This is a genomic window from Nocardia sp. NPDC004711, assembly GCF_053601595.1.
On sequence record NZ_JBSGCB010000007.1, the window covers coordinates 39,567 to 57,377 of the forward strand.

Genomic DNA, 17,811 nt, shown 5'->3' on the forward strand with positions numbered 1-17,811 from the left:
GGGTCGTTTCCTGGTCGCGGCGGTTCTCGTCCGCCGGGGCGCCGGTGCCGACATCCGATCAGCTCTCGGGCTCACCGACGGCAGCCGATGCCGCCGCCGCAGGGCAGCCAGGAGGCGAAGCCGGGCTTGCCGCCACCATAGCGATCGGGGTCGAAGATCAGGGGTTCGGGATAGAGCTGCTCGTTGGTTGTAGTGACGTTCACGATGGGAAGACTCCCTATTGGTACCGTCGGTACCGATACCGACGGTGCCAAGTGTGTCCCGCCAGGCGGCGTCCGTCAACAGTGCGTCCCAGACAGAGAAGACACCTCACCCGGAGCGACCCGCATCACATCGCCGGAGCGCGATGCAGTTCCTTGCGGTCGTAGTAGCCCGTCACCACCAGGCCCACCAGCAGACCGATCAGCAAACCCAGCAGGGTCATCCAGAATGCGTGACTCAGCCCCGCCGAGCCGTCACCGTTGAAATAGAGGATGGCGCGCACTCCGAGATACACCTGATGCATCGGCTCGAAATCGGACAGCCACGCAACGGGTTTCGGGATCGCCTCGACTGGGACGGTACCGCCGGACGACGGCAGGCCCAGCACGATGAACAGCACCAGGTTCACCAGCATGCCCAGGGTCCCCAGCGCGGACACGATCGACAGGGCGGTGACTCCGACCGCGATGATGCCGAACGTGCTGTAGAGGAACAGCAGTAGCGGGCGGTCGATCGGCATGCCCAGCCAGTGCCCGATCCCCATGAAGATCGCCGCCACCACGGGTGCGACACCGGTGATGATGCCCCATTTGAGGAACAGCGTCCGCAACCGGGAGATCGGCACCGGCGGATAGTGGACGTACCAGGGTCCGAATTCGGTGGGCGCGAAACCCAGTGCGGAATCGACCATTCCATTGATCACCATCGCACCGGTGAACCCGGCCAGCAGGACCATCACCGTGTAGAAGAAGGCGGTGAGGCCGTTACCCGTGCCGCTGGGCAGCGGATGGAATGGTGTGACGGTCACGTCGATCGGCGCGGCCAGCATGAGCTTGCTGAGCCCCGGCAGCTGCGGCGCGGGAGCGCCGGCGGGCGCCTGCAGCTGGGTGTTCACCGTTGCGGTGAGACGTTGGCCGACAGTGTCGTTGGCCTGTTTCAACGCCGTGCCGGCGATATTCTGCACTATCTGGGCGCTGAAGGTGCCGGCGCGCGGATTGGTGTACACCGTGATCTGCGGTTGCGTCACGTCCCCGGACACCACGCTCGCGGCGGCGAAAATGCCGAGCCGCTTGGTGAAGTCACTCGGGATGACGATCGCCCCGTACACCTTGCCCGAACCGAGTTGGTGCTCTGCCTCGTTGATGCCGAGCACCCGCAGATCGATCTTGTCGCCCGGAATCTGCTGCACGAGCGCATCACTGATCTGCTTGCCGACATTGGTGGGCTGCCCGCCGATCACATCACCGGAGTCCTGATCGACCAGCGCGATCGGAAATCCGTGCAGATGCTTCGCCGGATCCACCACATACGCCAGATACATGGTGGCCAGCAGCGCCATCAGCAGCGACACCACCACGGCCGGAGCCAGCCACACCCGCACGCTCTTGCGCGGGACACTCGCCGGAACCGTCTCCTCTACGTTCGCCATGCGCGCACCCAGCTCTCTCGGTTCAGGGGATGGTGCCGGTGACCTCTCGGACGAATGCGTCGATGGACTCCCGCATCTGGGTGAGGCCGGGTTCCCCGAGCAGCCGGGGCGCGCGGGTTCAGGTACTGATCGAGGTGGATATCGTTGCCCTTCCACTCCCAGAATTCCTCGGCCGGCAGGTCGTCTTCGGCCGTGATCCGCAACCGGGGCGGCAGAAACTCCTGGAGTTCCCGCCCCGCGGTTCGATCGCGATGGAGGGTGGCGCATTCGGATTCACGCTTCATCGAAAACTCCTCCGGGTCAAGCAGTTACGACGGTTACCCCGCCGAGCGGGGTGGGTTGGTGATGCATGGCCGGATGCTCGAACAGCAGTTTGCCCGCCGTTCGCCACGACTTACATCGTGGCCAGAAAGCGAAGGCCCGTCAACAATGCGATCTCGCTCCGAATCTCGATCCGAGGACCGATGCTCGAGTGACGGTTGCCACGCTCGCGACATGATGAGAAGATTTGTTAGTAACTCTCTCATCCTGTCGTCCTGTGCAGTCGACAGGATCGGTTGATCAAAGGAGATCCACCATGACCGCCGCCGTCGCGCTCGACCACGAGTCCCGAGGTCCACGCCCCGAACGCCGCCCGTTCGGACCCGGCAGCCGGATGTGGGAGGACACCGGACTCGTCACCTTCTCGCTGACGGCCGGCTCGGCATTCCTGCTGCAGACCATGGAGCCCTCGATCGCCGCGGTGGTGGACGAGCACTCGACGTTCCGCACCGACGCACTCGGCCGCGCGGCCCGCAGCATCGCCTCGGTGATGATGTGGATCTACGGCGGCGAAGAGGGGCTCGCGGAAGCCGACCGGCTGCGAAAGATGCACGCCACCTTGAACTCCACGGACGCACAGGGCGTCAAACACCGCGCCCTGTCCTCCGGCCCCTGGGCCTGGGTGCTCCACACCGCCATCTTCGCCTTCACCGAGGGCAACAAGTACTTCTCCAGCGATCAGTTGACCGAGGCGCAGAAGGAGTCCTATTACCAGGAGGTGGTGCAGCTCATGCGCAACTTCTCGGTGGCCCCCAAGGAGATTCCACCCACTTACGCCGACTGGCTGCCCTGGTTCGAGGACCAGATCGAAAACCACCTGGTACCTACGAATGTGGCCTACGACTACCTGAAGGTCATCCGGAACATCGCCCCGCCCAAGCAGATTCCCCCGCCCCTGCACCCGGTGTGGCGCGTCGCGACCAAACCCGTTGGCCGCCTCCAGTACTTCTTCACCGTAGGCACCACCCCCGACGCCATCCGCGACAAGCTCGGGCTGGAATGGACCGCGAAAGACGAACGCGCCCTGCGCGTCCTGGGCTGGACCATCGGCCGCACCGTCCCCCTCCTTCCCGAGCGCGTCCGCTACTTCCCCATCGCCTACGAGGCCCGCCGCCTCGAACGCGACCGCGCCCGCCTCCGCAAGATGATCAACCTCCGTCCCGTGTAATCACCGGGGGACTCTCAGCGTAGGGAACCGGGCGAGATGCCACGGTCAGAGCTCCCCGTCAGGACAGCGGCCGGACCGGGTGGCGAAGCAGGGTGCGCATGGCGGCTTCCTGGGTCCGGCGCGGGTCCGAGAGGTAGATCTCGTGGTGGCGGCCGTTCATGGTCAGGTGGTGTTCGGCCATGAAGGCTTCCATGCGGGCGAGGGTCTCGGGCTCGGTGGCGTACGGGCCGCGGTGCATGACCTGGATGGCGTCGCCCTCGGTGAGCTGTTCGAAAGTGGCTCCGGAGACCATGTCCGGGGTCACCGGGCCGGGCATGCGGATCATCATCGTCCAGTGCCATTCGTCACGCGGCACCTGCAGGGCGGGGCGGTCCGATTCGACCCACCACAGGCCCTCCAGCTTGGGGACCACGAAGTCGTTGCCCTCGGCCTTGGCGATCTTCTTGGCGCCGTAGGCGGCTCGGTACAGGGTCGAGACGGCCTCGGTGTAGGCGTCGCCGAGGGGCGCGCCGACACCGCTGACCGTGGCGTAGTTGCAGGTCCGGAAGGTACGCAGGACGGGTTCGGTGGGGGCGTCGTAGTAGTGCCTGTCGGTCTTGGCCAGGTCCAGTTTCATGGGTGCTCCTTCCTCGGGGTCGATTCGAGGATGCGGTCTCCCGCGACGGGAGGGTCAAACCCGGCGTGGCGTGGCGACCGGGAAGCGGACCGCGCACCCCGGTTCCTGGGGCTGGATCGCGGCGGCCGCAAGCACCAAGGTCACTATGGTGAGCATGCGGATGGTGTTGTGGCGCGCGTTGATCAGCGTGCTGCTACTGGTGGTGGGGGTTGTGGCGGTGCCGGGGCGGGCGGGGGCCCAGGCGCAGTATCAATGGCACGAGGAGTTCATCACCGCACCGGACGGGACGCGATTGCACGCGGACGTGCTGCGACCCGTCGGACTCGCCGACGATGTGCGCACACCGGTGATCATGACCGTCAGCCCGTACCGCGCGCACCTCATGCGGTTGAGCGAACCGCGGCTCGCGGGCGGGCCGTCCACCGACGATCTGCCGGCGTCGATGTTCCTGCAGGCCGGATACACCTACGTGATCGTGGATCTGCGCGGGTTCGGCGGCTCCAACGGCTGTCCCGATTTCGGCGGGCCGGGCGAGCGGTCGGATGTGAAGACCGCGGTGGAATGGGCTGCGGGACAACCGTGGTCCACCGGCCGGGTCGGGCTGGCCGGCACCTCCTACGAAGGCTGGACCGGGCTCATGGGACTGGCCGAGCAGCCCGCCGGTCTGGCGGCGGTGGCCGCCTTCGAACCGGTCGTGGATCCCAACACCTACCTCTACATGCAGGGCATCGCCTGGAAGTTCTCGCTCAAGCCGATCAGTGAGAACGGTTTCCGGCCCGGCGATCTCGCCGGCTTCGAGCATCTGATGATCGCCTCCACGCCCGCGTATCCAACCGATTCGGCCGAGTACAAGGCGAATGCTTCGAGCATCGATCCGGCCTGCTATCAGCACTATCTCGCCGAAACCACCAACCACGACGCGAATTCCGCATTCTGGCGGGACCGGGATCTGGTGGAGAAGGTGCGGGGCAACACCATTCCGCTGTTCCTCAGCCAGGGCTTCGTCGACTACAACACCCGCCCCGACCGGGTCTTCCCGCTGTGGAACGCGCTCGGCCCGGGCGAGCACCGGGCCTGGTTCGGGCAGTGGGGTCACCGCGACTGCACCGAGAAATGCGGTTCACCCGACTTCGCCACCGAGCTGCTGGCGTTCTTCGACCGGCACGTGGCGGGCAGGAACGTGACGGTGCCCGGACCCCGGATCACCGTCGGCCAGTTCGACGGCCGGTGGCGCTCGGAGGCCGCGTGGCCGCCCGCCGACAGCCACGCCGTCGACATCGATCTGCGCGCCGGACGCTACAACGACCGCGGCCTCATCCCGGGCGCGGACCGCGAGATCTGGACCGTGACCCAGCCGCTCGACCAGGACCAGCACCTGTCCGGTCAGGCGACGGCCACCCTCGGCCTGGACGGGCCCGCCGCGGCAGCCGTCACCGTCGAGGTCTACGACATCGACCCGAACAACCGGGCGACCGTCATCACCCGCGGCATCGCCCCGGTCACCCCGACCGCCCAGGTCCGGCTGCTCGCCCAGGACTGGCCCCTTGCCGCCGGCCACCGGATCGGCGTCCGTCTCACCGACGTGGTCGACGACGTGTGGGCGCACCCGCCGGCCTTCGCACCGGTCACCGTCACCACGGCCCAGATCCACCTGCCGCTGCTCGCCGCGATCCGCACCCCCGACCTGCCCGGCGATCTGAGCGAGGCCATTCCGAAGTGGCGGAACGAGAAGTCGGTCTCGCTGCCCCCCGATGTGGTGAACAATGCCAGTGTGACCGTGAACTTCCCGCCCAGGGCCGGCGGCTAGGCCCATGACCAGCACCGCGCCGACCGACGCCCGCGCCGTCGACGATGCCACCGCCGAGCGGCTGGCCGCGGCGCTACGCTGCCGAACCGTCTCCTACGAGAACCGCGACCGCATCGACCCCGCCGAGTTCGACCGCCTCATCGCCCACCTCGAACAGTCCTTCCCGCTGGTCCACACCCACCTCACCCGGGAGACCTTCGGCCACAGCCGCCTGTACCGCTGGGCGGCCGCCGACAGGCCGGATGACACTGTGGCGGCGATTCTGCTGGCGCATATGGATGTCGTGCCGGTCGACGATCTGGAGGCGTGGACGCATCCGCCGTTCGACGGCGTGGTGGATGACGAATTCATCTGGGGCCGTGGGGCTATCGATGACAAGAGCCGGTTGCTGGCGATTCTGGAGGCGGTCGAGCGGGCGCTGGGCGCGGGTGTACGCCCCAGGGAGACGGTGTATCTCGCGTTCGGGCACGACGAGGAGATCTTCGGCGCCGAGGGCGCGGGACGGATGGCGCAGCGGTTGCGTGACGCCGGTGTCCGGGCCCGGTTGCTGGTCGACGAGGGCGGCGTGATCACCACGGGCGTGGCCGACGGGATCGACGTGCCGGTGGCCACGATCATGGTGGGCGAGAAGGGGTTCGCGACGGTGCGGCTGTCGGTGACCGATGTGGGCGGGCACTCGTCCATGCCGGGCCGGCAGACCGCGGTGGGGCGGCTGGCGCGGGCGGTGGCGCGGATTCAGGATCATCCGTTCCCCTTGCGGTTGACGCCGGTCGCGGTCGACATGCTCACGCGGGTGCGGGAATTCATGTCCGAACCGCGCCGGACCCTGCTCGGGCTGGTGCACGTGGCCGGGGCCATCGCGGCGCGGGTGCTGGCGGCCCGGCCGCAGACCGAGGCGCTGGTGCGGACCACCACCGCGCCGACCATGATCAGCGGCGGCGTGAAGCCCAATGTGCTGCCGCAGCGGGCCGAGGCGTTAGTGAACTTCCGCATCCTGCCGGGCGATTCGGTGGCCGACGTGCTGGCCCACTGCCGGAAGGTGGTGCGGGACAAGGGCGTATCCATCGAACTCGACGGCACCACCTCCGAGCCCTCGGCCGACCCGTCGGCGGGGCCGGACTTCGATCTCGTCGCCGCCGTCGCGCGCGAAGTGGCGCCGGGCATCGCCGTCACGGTCGGCGTCGTCCCGGGCGCCACCGACTCCCGCTATTACGACGATCTCGCCGCCACCCGCTGCAATTTCGCGCCGATCATCCTGACCGCCGCCGATCTGGAGCGCATCCACGGCACGGACGAACGCATCTCCCGCGCCGATTACGCCCGATTGATCCAATTCAACCGGCTTCTGCTCGACCGCCTCGTCGGCTGACCCGGCAACCGCCGCTCCCATCGCGCGGATTCGCCCGTCCGGCCCCACGACGCGCCGGATGCGCGAGAATGACTCCGCCGGTACTCGACATTTCGGGCGCACCGTGTTGGGCGGGCGCACCCTCCGGCAGCGTGACGACCTGAAGGGAGCGGCGAATGACCCGCACGGAAACCGGTGAATTCCAGGGAGCGGAGGGCCGCGTGTTCTGGCAGGCGTGGCTGCCCGACGGCGAACCCCGCGCCGTCGCCGTGATCGTGCACGGGTACGCCGAGCATTCCGGCCGCTACGCGCATGTCGCGCAGCGGCTGTCCGAGTCCGGGTTCGCGGTCTACGCGCTCGACCACACCGGGCACGGTAGATCGGAGGGCCCGCGAGCGAATGTCGTCTCGCTGGATACCGCGGCCGACAATGTGCGCACCATGCTCACCACCGCCACCGGACGCCATCCCGGACTGCCGAGCTTCCTCATCGGCCACAGCATGGGCGGTCTCACCACCGCCTACCTGGCCACCCGCGACCAGCCGGAGGTGACCGGCATCGTGCTGTCGGCCCCGGCCATCGATATCGAGGCGGGCAATGCGGTGCAGCGCCTGGCCGCGCCGCTGGTGTCGAAGTATCTGCCGAATCTGCCGGTGGTGAAGCTGGATTCGAAGCTGGTGAGCCGCGACCCCGATGTGGTGCGCGCCTATGACGAGGATCCGCTGGTGCACCACGGCGGCGTCCCGGCCCGCACCGCCGGTGAGATGCTGCGCGCGGGCGAGTACGTCAAGTCCCACCTGGACCGCCTGACCGCCCCGCTGCTGGTCCAGCACGGCACCTCCGACGGCCTCGCCTCGCCCACCGGCAGCGACCTGCTGGAGCGGAGCGCGGCGTCGAAGGACAAGACGGTCATCCGCTACGACGGGCTCTACCACGAGATCTACAACGAGCCCGAACAGGACAAGGTGCTCACCGACCTGGTGAACTGGCTCGAAGCGCACCTGCCGCAGAACTGACTCGGCGGCCGTAATCGGCCGGAATCCACTGCGCCACTCCGGATTCCGGCCGTTTGTCCGCTACCGGTAAGCCTTCAGGCAGGCGTCCTCGCCGTCCAGCACCCCGGTCCGGAAGCTCTCGAGCCGCACGAAGCCGCTGGGAACCACAGCGCCATTGACGTCGGCGGCGGCCAGCCCGTCGAGCAGCAGTCCGGAGATCGCCGCGTCGAGATCGGTTGCGGAGAGCTGCAAGTCGCTGCCGGGCCGGCTGAGCTGGGTGCTGTACACGCCCGAAAAGCAGGCGGTCGATGGCCCCGCCGTCCCCGTTCTCGGCCCGCAGATCCGCGTCCGGCACCCCGGCCCGGGGACCGCTGGGCCCGCTCGCCGAGGTCTGCCCGGTCAGCTCCCACGGATTGGTCGTCGCCGGAGCCGAAACATTCTGTGCGGCTGGTCCTTTGACGGCCGAACAGCCGGCGAGGACCACCCCCGCCACCAAGAGCACGACGGCCGGCCCCAGCCGCACCCGCGACGTCCCCATCTCGCCTCCCGCTTACCACTCGGGACCTGCTCCGAGTATCCACCGACACATCGCACGAAGTCCCCGGTCTCGCAACGGCCGGTGGGAATCATCGGCCCGGTCACGGCGCGCCGCTCGCGACACGCATCCAGAAAATCAGCTGAGACGGCCGCCGCATCCATGGCACAGTCGAGCATCATGAGCGACTACCGCCGCCTGAACCGGGCCAACTGGGACGATCGCGCTCCGCTGCACGCCGGTTCCGGCGACTACGCCCTCGACAAATTCCGGACCGATCCGTCGTTCCTGAGCCACGTGGTCCGCTTCGACCTGCCGCGCCTCGGCGACATCCGTGGTCTGGACGCGGTGCACCTGCAATGCCACATCGGCACCGACACGCTCTCCCTCGCGCGGCTGGGCGCCACCATGACCGGCCTCGACTTCTCCCCCGCCTCCCTGGCCGAGGCTCGTAAGCTCGCCGAATCCAGCGCCACGCCAATCGATTTCGTCGAGGCCGATGTCTACGACGCCGTAACCGTGCTCGGCGCTGCGCGATTCGATCTCGTGTACACCGGCATCGGGGCGCTGTGCTGGCTGCCCGACATCCGCCGGTGGGCCGAGACGGTGGCCGGGCTACTGCGGCCGGGCGGGCGGCTGTTCATCCGCGACGACCATCCGGTCCGGATGGCCGTGGACGAAGCCCGCACCGACGCGCTCACCCTCGGCTACCCGTACTTCGAGACACCGGAACCGATGGTGTTCGACGACGGAACCACCTATGTGGACACCGATCTGGCGGTCGCGCACAGCACCACCCACGAGTGGAATCACGGCCTCGGCGAGATCGTGGAGGCCGTCCTGCAGGCCGACCTGACCCTCACCCAGCTCGTCGAGCATCAGAGCGTGCCATGGGAGGCGCTCCCCGGTCGCATGGTGTGCGGCGAAGACTCCGAATGGCGGCTCGCCGAACACCCCGAACGGCTGCCCCTCAGCTTCACCCTGCAGGCACGCAAACTCTGACATCGAAAAATGGTCGTGCGCATCCGGTTCCGCGCCGGATACGATTCCGGAAACCCTCAGTGCCGCGGGTAGGGATCCATGTTGCGTAGCTGTTGCCGGTGGGTTCGCTGCAGTTCGCCCGCCCGGGTGAGGAAGCCCGCGATCATCTCCAGTTCCGCGGGATCGAACCAGCTCAGCATCATCTGGTAGCCCTCGTCGACCAATGGCGAGATGAGTTCCTGCATGCGACGTTCGGCGAGATCTGTGGCCACCACGATCACCCGGCGACGATCGGTGGGGTCCAGCGAGCGGGCGATATAGCCCTGCTTCTCCAGCCGGTTGAGCATGACCGTGGCACCTGCGGCGGTGAGGCCCAGCCGTTCGGCGAGCATTCCAGGTGTCGTGGACTTCCCTTCCCCGAGGACGATTTCCAGCGCACGTCGATCGGTCTCGTTCACGCCCAGCAGCCTGATCGATTCGCGGGCCAGATCCTCGATGGTTCCGTGATAGAACTCCAGGGCCTTTCTGAGCTCTACTGCGATCCGAGCGGGTTCGATTGACATCGGACGCACAGGCTCCCACCCTTGAACACTTGAAACACGAAACCTCTCAACCAAATTCACCGAGGTCGTGGCGGACATGTACTGCACGACGACACCGAAGCCGATACGATAGTCGGTATTGCACACCCCGGCCAGAGTGGCTTTCACCGCACGAAAGCCGAAGCGCGCGAACACCATCCGGGGCGGCGAGTGTCCGATCCGATCGGACGGAACCTGGACTGGGCTGCTGGTAACAGCCCAGTCCGGGCACATTCACCACATTTCACCGGCGCGGATACTGCGCGTCACGCTGCTCTGCCTACGTCCGATCAGCTGACAGTCGTGGTGGTGAGGGTCGGGGATGGATTCGGGTAGCACGCGGTCGCGACACCGCCGATCCATTGCACGTTGGTCGTCATGGTCATACCGGGATTGGCATAACTGGTCCCCGCGTACTTGCTGGTGATCGGCGTTCCGGGAGTACCGGCGGTCACATTGATGGTCACCGCCGGCGGCGTGAAGCTCGAGCCGCCGGCGATCGGACCCGGCACGGTGAGAACGACATTCCCGCCCGAGGTGGTGACGGTGCCGGCCACGCTCCCACCGGAAGCGGTGGCCGAGACCAGCGTCGAATTCGCCGGAGTCGGGAAGATCATCTTCAGGTTGCTGATGCTCGTCACCGTGAAGCCCGAGGCCGAACTGGGAACCGTGGATACACCGGGGGTGAGGGTAATGGCCACCGCGGAGCCGGATGCCGCCGAACCCGGCGCGGCACCGTCGACCGATGTGGTCATGCTCGAGGTTTGGCCTATCCCGAAGATCGTGCCCTGGCAGCTCCAGTTCACGCTCACGGGGGCGGCATTTGCGGGTGCGGCTAAACAGAAGGCAGTCGCCAGCGCCACTGGCGTAACAACTCCGGCACGAAGCAGCACGGATGCGGTCGATCTCATAACTATCTCCAAAAGGTGAAGCAACAGCACGGGCGAGATGTCGCGCCGTAACCGTAAGGGATCTAAAATATAACCTGTTCTCATCCGGCCGTGATCGAGATCTAAAATAACGTTTTGGCATCGATGACTCGCCGGAGGACAGTTCCGGCAGATCCTTATCTGCTATTAAATATTCAGCCTGGAAAGTTAATTCCACTAAAACTTCGACACCGGCCGACCGGCACCATGTCGGTCCACCGGGGTTCCGATCACGGGACGAGTCCGGGGAACATTCGATCAAATACAAGCCCTGACCTGGTCGTTACACCCGATGTCAATCATCGCCTTCATCACATTTGGTCAACGAGTCCCAGGATTCCTTATTACAGAAACCGGTTTCTTGAAAACTGTGGCCACCACCTCGTCCAACCAGAAGGTGGCCGTATATCAGATCGGAGATTTCTCTATCAAGAGACTATTATGCGTATGCAAAGGCATTTTGCCGTACGTTCACTCAGCGACGGAACACCGCTCGAGCCGCTGGTGCCCCTATTCGGCTCCGAAGTTGCCGACGACGCCGGGTGAACGACCTTCCTCGGTCCACTCGGCAACATCGTGAAGTAGTCTCGCCCGACGAATGTTCTTTTTCAGGCATTTCGATACCCGCACCAGCCTTGCAGTCGAAACGGCGATGCGAGCGACGAACAAATTCGGTTGGTGTGGCCGATCTCGTCCGAATCGGCGAATCGCGCGCGGCGGAACCGACACCCCGCCCCCGGCGTCGAACTGGAAGAGACCGGATGATGGGAGGACGCCGATGGAACCGGAAGCCTTGCGGCGCAGGGCCCGATTGAGTCAATCGGGGGCCGAGCATGAGCAGTCACGCATCGCCATACGCGGACTCGACCCGGATTACATCCGGCAGCTGGAGCACTTCCCCCGGTTCACGCACGAGCAGATCCATTCCCGGGTCCAGGCCATGAACCCCGGCGACATGCACACTGCCGCCCAGATCTGGGTGAGCATCGCCGACAGCATGTTCGGCGCCCTCAGCACCCTGCACGCCACCGTCCAGACCACCCTGGCCGACGCGATGTCCGGCCACCTCGCCGACGCCGCCGAGACCGCCGCTCGCCAATTCGTCCGCGACGCCACGGATGTCGCCGAAATCGCCCACAGCACCGGCCACCGCGTGATCGCCGCCGCCTACGGCGCCGAAGCCGTCCGGAAAACCGTGCCACCGCCCGTACCCGACGCCGCCGCCGGCACCAAAGACGAGCAGTACCACCTCGCACTGGCCGCCTTGGATGCCAACTACGTGCCGATCTACCCACCCGCCGGCACGGCCGTCCCCGCCTTCTTCACGCTCAGATCTCCCGGCGACATCGCATCCGAAAACCTCAGCGGCACAACCGATTCCGTCCCGGATACAGGCCGGCCCACCACCCCGATCTCGAATACCCGGAGCGGCCCGGGTGGCAGTCACGATCTCGGACCTGGGTCTCCCGGCACCGCGGCCGCCGCAGCCGATCCGGGCGATTCCCAACACCTTCCGGGCTCCGGGACAGACGCCGACGCGCAAGATCCGGCATACCGGAGTCCCGACCGCCGAATGCCCGGCGATCAGCCCTCGACCGCCCCTCATCAGACCGATCCCGAAACCGAGCCCGTCGCCACCACCCCACTCACTTCCCCGTTCACCCCGACCCCCGGCGGCCACCCGGCCATCCCGTTCTCCCCCACCCCCACTACCCCCGATCCGGGCCGTAGCTTCCCCGGCCCGCCCAGCCCCGAACCCCTCACCCAGCCGAGACAACCCAACTCCCCCGACCTCTCCACCCCACACGGCTCAGGACCTTCCGGCATGTTCGCCCCCGGCGGCCGCCCCACCACCGACCCGGATTCATCCCACCGCACCCCACCCTGGCTGATCCGCGACCGCCAGGACGAACTCCTCGGCACGTCCCTCCCCCACGTCCCACCCACAATCGGCGCCGAATTCCCCGCAGCCCGAAACGATCTCGTGCAAACCGACGTCGACCACCCGGGCTGATCCCTCGGCCGAACGAGCGCCGCGAGGCGGCGATGGAGCGTTTCCGCCGCCGCCTCGCGCGGCACGCCTGCGGCCTCGAACAGGTCCCTCACCGCGACCGCCCGTTCCCCGGCAGACGAGCGGGATCTCACCGTCGCACCGTCGATGTGCGCCTACTGACGGCGACTGGCCGCAACGTCGCAAACAGGTAGGGCGTGAGGAGGATTCGTGCTGCCGGCGGGGCTCCTACTCGCCGCCGAAGACGCGTTCCACGACCGTTTTGGCGCGGCGGGTGACGCGCATGTAGTGGTCGAGGAATTCGCTGCCGTCGTCGTTGGGCCAGCCGGCGACCCGGGCCACGGCGGAGAGCAGGGTGCCGGGGCCGGGGAGTTGGTCGGCGGGTTTGCCGCGGACCAGGACGAGGGCGTTGCGGGCCTTGGTGGCGGTGAGCCAGGCGTCGCGGAGGAGGGCGGCGTCGGCGGTGTCGATCAGCTCGGCGCGTTCGATGGCGTCGAGGGATTCGAGGGTGGAGGTGTTGTGGAGTTCGGGGACCTCGTGGGCGTGCAGGAGCTGCAAGAGCTGGACGGTCCATTCGATGTCGGCGAGGCCACCGCGGCCCAGTTTGGTGTGGGTGGCGGGGTTGGCGCCGCGCGGCAGGCGTTCGGAGTCGACGCGGGCCTTGATGCGGCGGATCTCGCGGACGCCCTCGGGGGACATGCCGCCCTCGGGGTAGCGGATGGGATCCACGGTGCGCAGGAAGCGGATTCCGAGTTCGCGGTCGCCGGCGACCTGGTGGGCGCGCAGCAGCGCCTGCACCTCCCACGGCTGCGCCCACTGCGTGTAATAGGCGGAGTAGGCGGCGAGCGTGCGGACCAGCGCACCGTTGCGGCCTTCGGGCCGCAGCCCGGCGTCGACCTGGAGCGGCGGGTCGGTGCTCGGCGCGCCGAGCAGTCGCTGTACCTGTTCGGCGATGCTGATCGCCCATTTCACCGCGACCGTCTCGTCCTCGCCGGGCCGCGGATCGCACACGAACAGCACGTCGGCGTCGGAGCCGTAGCCGAGTTCCATCCCGCCCAGCCGGCCCATGCCGATGACGGCGAAGTCGGCGGGCGCGGGCCTGCCGAGCTCGGCCTCACTGGCCCGGATCACGGCCTGCAGCGCCGCCTCCAGGGTGGCGATCCACACCGAGGACAGCGCCTCGCACACCTGCGGGACGTCGAGCATGCCCAGCACATCCGCCGAGGCCACACGGGCCAGCTCGTGCCGGCGCAGCGAGCGCGCGGTCGCCACCGCCCGCCTCGGGTCGTCGTAACGCCGTGCGCCGGGGAGGATTCCGCGCGCCACATCCGAGGGCTTGGTGGCCAGCAGCAGCGGCCCGTCCGGCCCGTCGGCGTACATGCGAATGGTCTCGGGCGCATTGATCAGCAGATCCGGCAGGTACGCCGAGGACCCGAGCACGATCATCAGCCGCTGAGCGATGGCGCCCTCGTCGCGCAGTTCGCGCAGGAACCAGATCTCGTTGTCGAGCCCCTCCGACACCCGCCGGTAGGCCAGCAGGCCCGCGTCGGGATTCGGTGTCTCACCGAGCCATTCGAGCAGGGTCGGCAGCAGCAGCGCCTGAATCCGCCCCTTGCGCCCGACCTCCCCGGTCAGCGCCTTCAGATGCCCGAGCGCGTTCTCCGGCGCCACATAGCCCAGCGCGGCCAGCTGCCGCACCGCCGCCTCGGGGCTGAGTCGCAGGCTGTCGGCGTCCAGGCGCGCAACCGATTCCAGCAGCGGCCGGTAGAACAGTTTGGCGTGCAGCCGCCGCACCCGCACCGCATTGCGCTTGATCTCGCTGGTGAGCACCCCGACCGCGTCCTGCCGCCCATCGGGCCGCATGTGCGCGGCACGCGCCAGCCAGCGCATGCCCTCCTCGTCCTCCGGGGCGGGCAGGGTGTGGGTGCGCTTGAGTCGCTGCAGCTGCAGGCGGTGTTCGAGCAGCCGCAGGAATTCGTAGGAGGCGGTCAGGTTGGCGGCGTCGTCGCGGCCCACATAGCCGCCCGCGGCCAGCGCGGTCAGCGCTTCCACCGTGCCCTGCACGTGCAGCGATTCGTCGGCCTTGCCGTGCACCAATTGCAGTAGCTGGACGGCGAATTCGACGTCGCGCAGACTGCCGTGCCCCAGTTTCAGTTCGCGTTCGCGCAGGTCCGCGGGTACCAGGTCCTCGACGCGCCGCCGCATGGCCTGCACGTCCGCCACGAAGTCCGGTCGCTCGGAGGCCGCCCACACCATGGGCATCAGCGCATCACGGTAGGCGGCGCCGAGTGCGAGATCGCCGGTGGCGGGCCGCATCTTGAGCAGTGCCTGGAATTCCCAGGTGCGCGCCCAGCGCTTGTAGTAGGCGATGTGCGAGTCCAGGGTGCGCACCAGCGCACCGGCCTTGCCCTCCGGCCGCAGCGCCGCGTCGATCTCGAAGAAGGCCGCGCTGCCCACGCTCATCATCTCGGCGGCGAGCCGGGTGGCGGTGGTGTCGGCCGGTTCGGCGACGAAGATGACGTCCACATCGGAGACGTAATTCAGTTCCCGCGCACCGCATTTGCCCATGGCGATGACGGCCAGCCGGACCGGCGCCTCCCGGTCGGGGCACACCCGGGCGATCGCCACCGACAGCGCCGCGGTGAGCGCCGCGTCGGCCAGATCGGTGAGGTGCTGGCCGACCTGCTGGTACGGCAGCACCGGTTCGTTCTCCACGGTGGCGGCCAGGTCGATGGCGGCCAGCAGCATGAGCTGATCGCGATACCGCTTGCGCAGCAAGGCGATCGCCTCCGGCCCGGCCACGCCCGCCCGGTGCATCATGGGCCCGGCGTTCTCCCCGGTCTCCGGGATGGCGTGCACGGCGTCCAGCAGATCCGCGAGCAACTCCGCGCGATCGGGCAGCGCCTTCCGCCTCAGCAGCTGCCAGGAGCCCGGATCCGCCACCAGATGATCGGCGAAGGCGCTCGACGAGCCGATGAGGGCCAGCAGCCGCCCGCGCAGCGCGGGGTCCCGGCGCAGCTCGTAATCCAAAGCGGCCCAGTCGCTCCCGAGTTGCTCGCGCAGCCGGATGAGCGTCAGCAGCGCCAGATCGGCGTCGGGGGACCGCGACAGCGCCCACAGCAGTGGCACGCTGTCCACGTTGTCCCACGCCAACTCTCGCAGAGAGTCGGCGGCCGACGGCTCGAGCAGACCGAGCCGTCCGACACCGGGTACAGCGGAGCGAGCAGTCGGTGGCCGAACCATGCCCTTCAAATTACATGTCACGCTGATCGGACGTGCCACCCATCCCTCTCAAACGGGACATCGTTGCCCGCTCGCAGCCGGTTCGACTCCTGAATGCACCCGCCTCGGTTCCGAAAATCCCGAGAGCACTCCACCCAGAGTTCGCGGCCCGCCTCGGCCTGGACTGCGCTCCGCCTCCCGCGCTTGGAGCGGGGAGCGAAGCGGAGGAGGGAAGGCCGAGGTTCCGGCTCCATAGACCTGCGCCTAGGCCGCGAACCGCCCGGAGCGAAGCGGAGGGCAAAATGTCACAGCCCCAGGTATTCCTTCAGCTCGTAGGGCGTCACCTGCGCGCGGTAGCCCGCCCACTCGCGGCGCTTGTTGCGCAGGAAGAAGTCGAAGACGTGCTCGCCCAGCGTCTCGGCGACCAGCTCGGACTTCTCCATGGCCTTGAGCGCCTCGTCCAGCGACGCCGGCAGTTCGCGGAAGCCCATGGCGCGACGCTCGGCGCTGGTCAGCGACCACACGTCGTCCTCGGCCTCCGGGGGCAGCGTGTAGCCCTTCTCGATGCCGCGCAGACCCGCGGCCAGTAGCACCGCGAAGGCCAGGTACGGGTTGCAGGCGCTGTCAGGGCTGCGGATCTCGACGCGGCGCGAGGCCGACTTGTTCGGCGTGTACATCGGAACCCGCACCAGCGCAGAGCGATTCGACCGGCCCCAGGAGGCGGCCGTCGGCGCCTCGCCGCCGTGGATCAGGCGCTTGTAGGAGTTCACCCACTGGTTGGTGACCGCGGAGATCTCGTGCGCGTGCTCGAGAATGCCCGCGATGAAGGCGCGCGCGGTCTCCGACAGGTTGTCCGGGTCGTCCGGGTCGGCGAAGGCGTTCTGCTCACCCTCGAACAGCGACATGTGGGTGTGCATGGCCGAACCCGGGTGGTCGGCGAACGGCTTGGGCATGAAGCTGGCCCGCACGCCCTCGTCGATGGCCACTTCCTTGATCAGGTAGCGGAAGGTCATGACGTTGTCGGCCATGGACAGCGCGTCCGCGTAGCGCAGGTCGATCTCCTGCTGGCCCGGCGCGCCCTCGTGGTGGCTGAATTCCACGGAGATGCCCATGGATTCCAGCGAGTCGATGGCGTGGCGGCGGAAGTTCGGGGCCTCGTCGTGCACGGCCTGGTCGAAGAAGCCGCCATTGTCGGCCGGAACGGGCATCGTGCCGTCGTGCGGGCCCGGCTTGAGCAGGAAGAACTCGATCTCGGGGTGCACGTAGCAGCTGAAGCCCAGGTCACCGGCCTTGTTCAGCTGGCGGCGCAGCACGTGCCGGGGATCGGCCCAGGACGGCGAACCGTCCGGCATCGCGATATCGCAGAACATGCGCGCCGAGTGCTGGTGCCCCTTCGACGTGGACCACGGCAGCACCTGGAAGGTGGACGGATCCGGCTTGGCCACCATGTCCGCCTCGGAGACCCGGGCAAACCCCTCGATGGCCGAACCGTCGAATCCGATGCCTTCCTCGAAAGCGCCCTCCAGTTCGGCGGGCGCGATCGCGACAGACTTGAGATACCCCAGGACATCGGTGAACCACAGTCGCACGAATCGGATATCCCGTTCTTCGAGCGTCCGGAGCACGAATTCCTTCTGACGGTCCATGACCGCGAGCGTAGGGTCCTG

14 protein-coding genes and 1 pseudogene are annotated in these 17,811 nt (G+C 67.7%); 6 read left to right on the forward strand and 9 right to left on the reverse strand.

Annotated features, from left to right (window positions below):
- Positions 1-71 precede the first annotated feature (71 nt).
- The 3 genes from ACWEKS_RS08400 to ACWEKS_RS08410 all read right to left on the reverse strand — a co-directional run bounded on the left by ACWEKS_RS08400 (position 72) and on the right by ACWEKS_RS08410 (position 1,914).
- Positions 72-203 (reverse strand): hypothetical protein, encoded by a 132-nt coding sequence (locus ACWEKS_RS08400; protein WP_452339465.1) that lies wholly within the window; start codon positions 201-203, stop codon positions 72-74.
- Between the two features lie 125 nt (positions 204-328).
- Positions 329-1,630, reverse strand: coding sequence for a YhgE/Pip domain-containing protein (locus ACWEKS_RS08405; RefSeq protein WP_452339466.1), 1,302 nt, complete (start codon positions 1,628-1,630; stop codon positions 329-331).
- Positions 1,618-1,914, reverse strand: coding sequence for a hypothetical protein (locus tag ACWEKS_RS08410; RefSeq protein ID WP_452339467.1), 297 nt, complete (start codon positions 1,912-1,914; stop codon positions 1,618-1,620). Before ACWEKS_RS08410 ends, ACWEKS_RS08405 begins: the two co-directional genes overlap by 13 nt.
- A 293-nt stretch (positions 1,915-2,207) precedes the next feature.
- Here ACWEKS_RS08410 and ACWEKS_RS08415 point away from each other — a divergent pair, with 293 nt between their 5' ends.
- Positions 2,208-3,119, forward strand: coding sequence for an oxygenase MpaB family protein (locus tag ACWEKS_RS08415; protein WP_452339468.1), 912 nt, complete (start codon positions 2,208-2,210; stop codon positions 3,117-3,119).
- 58 nt (positions 3,120-3,177) lie between these two features.
- Here the strand turns inward: ACWEKS_RS08415 and ACWEKS_RS08420 are convergent, their stop codons facing one another.
- Positions 3,178-3,735, reverse strand: a complete 558-nt coding sequence (locus tag ACWEKS_RS08420) for a GyrI-like domain-containing protein (protein WP_452339469.1) — start codon at positions 3,733-3,735, stop codon at positions 3,178-3,180.
- 70 nt (positions 3,736-3,805) lie between these two features.
- On the opposite strand from ACWEKS_RS08420, the gene ACWEKS_RS08425 reads away from it, so the two are divergent.
- From ACWEKS_RS08425 to ACWEKS_RS08435, 3 genes are all read left to right on the forward strand, one after another.
- Complete coding sequence (locus ACWEKS_RS08425) at positions 3,806-5,542, forward strand: CocE/NonD family hydrolase (RefSeq protein ID WP_452339470.1); 1,737 nt, start codon at positions 3,806-3,808, stop codon at positions 5,540-5,542.
- 4 nt (positions 5,543-5,546) lie between these two features.
- Positions 5,547-6,911, forward strand: a complete 1,365-nt coding sequence (locus tag ACWEKS_RS08430) for a M20/M25/M40 family metallo-hydrolase (RefSeq protein WP_452339471.1) — start codon at positions 5,547-5,549, stop codon at positions 6,909-6,911.
- A gap of 155 nt (positions 6,912-7,066) precedes the next feature.
- Positions 7,067-7,906, forward strand: a complete 840-nt coding sequence (locus ACWEKS_RS08435; RefSeq protein WP_452339472.1) for an alpha/beta hydrolase — start codon at positions 7,067-7,069, stop codon at positions 7,904-7,906.
- Positions 7,907-7,966: 60 nt separating this feature from the next.
- Here the strand turns inward: ACWEKS_RS08435 and ACWEKS_RS08440 are convergent.
- Positions 7,967-8,218: pseudogene (locus tag ACWEKS_RS08440) on the reverse strand (metallopeptidase); the annotation flags it as partial.
- 379 nt (positions 8,219-8,597) lie between these two features.
- Between ACWEKS_RS08440 and ACWEKS_RS08445 the strand changes: the two are divergent.
- Entirely contained in the window at positions 8,598-9,422 is an 825-nt protein-coding gene (locus ACWEKS_RS08445) for a class I SAM-dependent methyltransferase (RefSeq protein ID WP_452339623.1), read from the forward strand.
- Positions 9,423-9,478: 56 nt separating this feature from the next.
- Here ACWEKS_RS08445 and ACWEKS_RS08450 read toward each other — a convergent pair whose 3' ends face one another.
- Positions 9,479-10,141, reverse strand: a complete 663-nt coding sequence (locus ACWEKS_RS08450; protein ID WP_452339473.1) for a MarR family winged helix-turn-helix transcriptional regulator — start codon at positions 10,139-10,141, stop codon at positions 9,479-9,481.
- 131 nt (positions 10,142-10,272) lie between these two features.
- Positions 10,273-10,737 (reverse strand): hypothetical protein, encoded by a 465-nt coding sequence (locus ACWEKS_RS08455; RefSeq protein ID WP_452339474.1) that lies wholly within the window; start codon positions 10,735-10,737, stop codon positions 10,273-10,275.
- A gap of 952 nt (positions 10,738-11,689) precedes the next feature.
- Here ACWEKS_RS08455 and ACWEKS_RS08460 point away from each other — a divergent pair.
- Positions 11,690-12,925, forward strand: a complete 1,236-nt coding sequence (locus ACWEKS_RS08460) for a hypothetical protein (RefSeq protein WP_452339475.1) — start codon at positions 11,690-11,692, stop codon at positions 12,923-12,925.
- 225 nt (positions 12,926-13,150) lie between these two features.
- On the opposite strand, the gene ACWEKS_RS08465 is transcribed toward ACWEKS_RS08460, so the two are convergent.
- Positions 13,151-16,165: a bifunctional [glutamine synthetase] adenylyltransferase/[glutamine synthetase]-adenylyl-L-tyrosine phosphorylase gene (locus ACWEKS_RS08465; protein WP_452339476.1), complete on the reverse strand. Its 3,015-nt coding sequence runs from the start codon at positions 16,163-16,165 to the stop codon at positions 13,151-13,153.
- A gap of 284 nt (positions 16,166-16,449) precedes the next feature.
- Positions 16,450-17,790 carry a glutamine synthetase family protein gene (locus ACWEKS_RS08470; protein WP_354838380.1) on the reverse strand — a complete coding sequence of 447 codons (1,341 nt, stop codon included), beginning with the start codon at positions 17,788-17,790 and terminating at the stop codon, positions 16,450-16,452.
- Between the last annotated feature and the right edge of the window lie 21 nt (positions 17,791-17,811).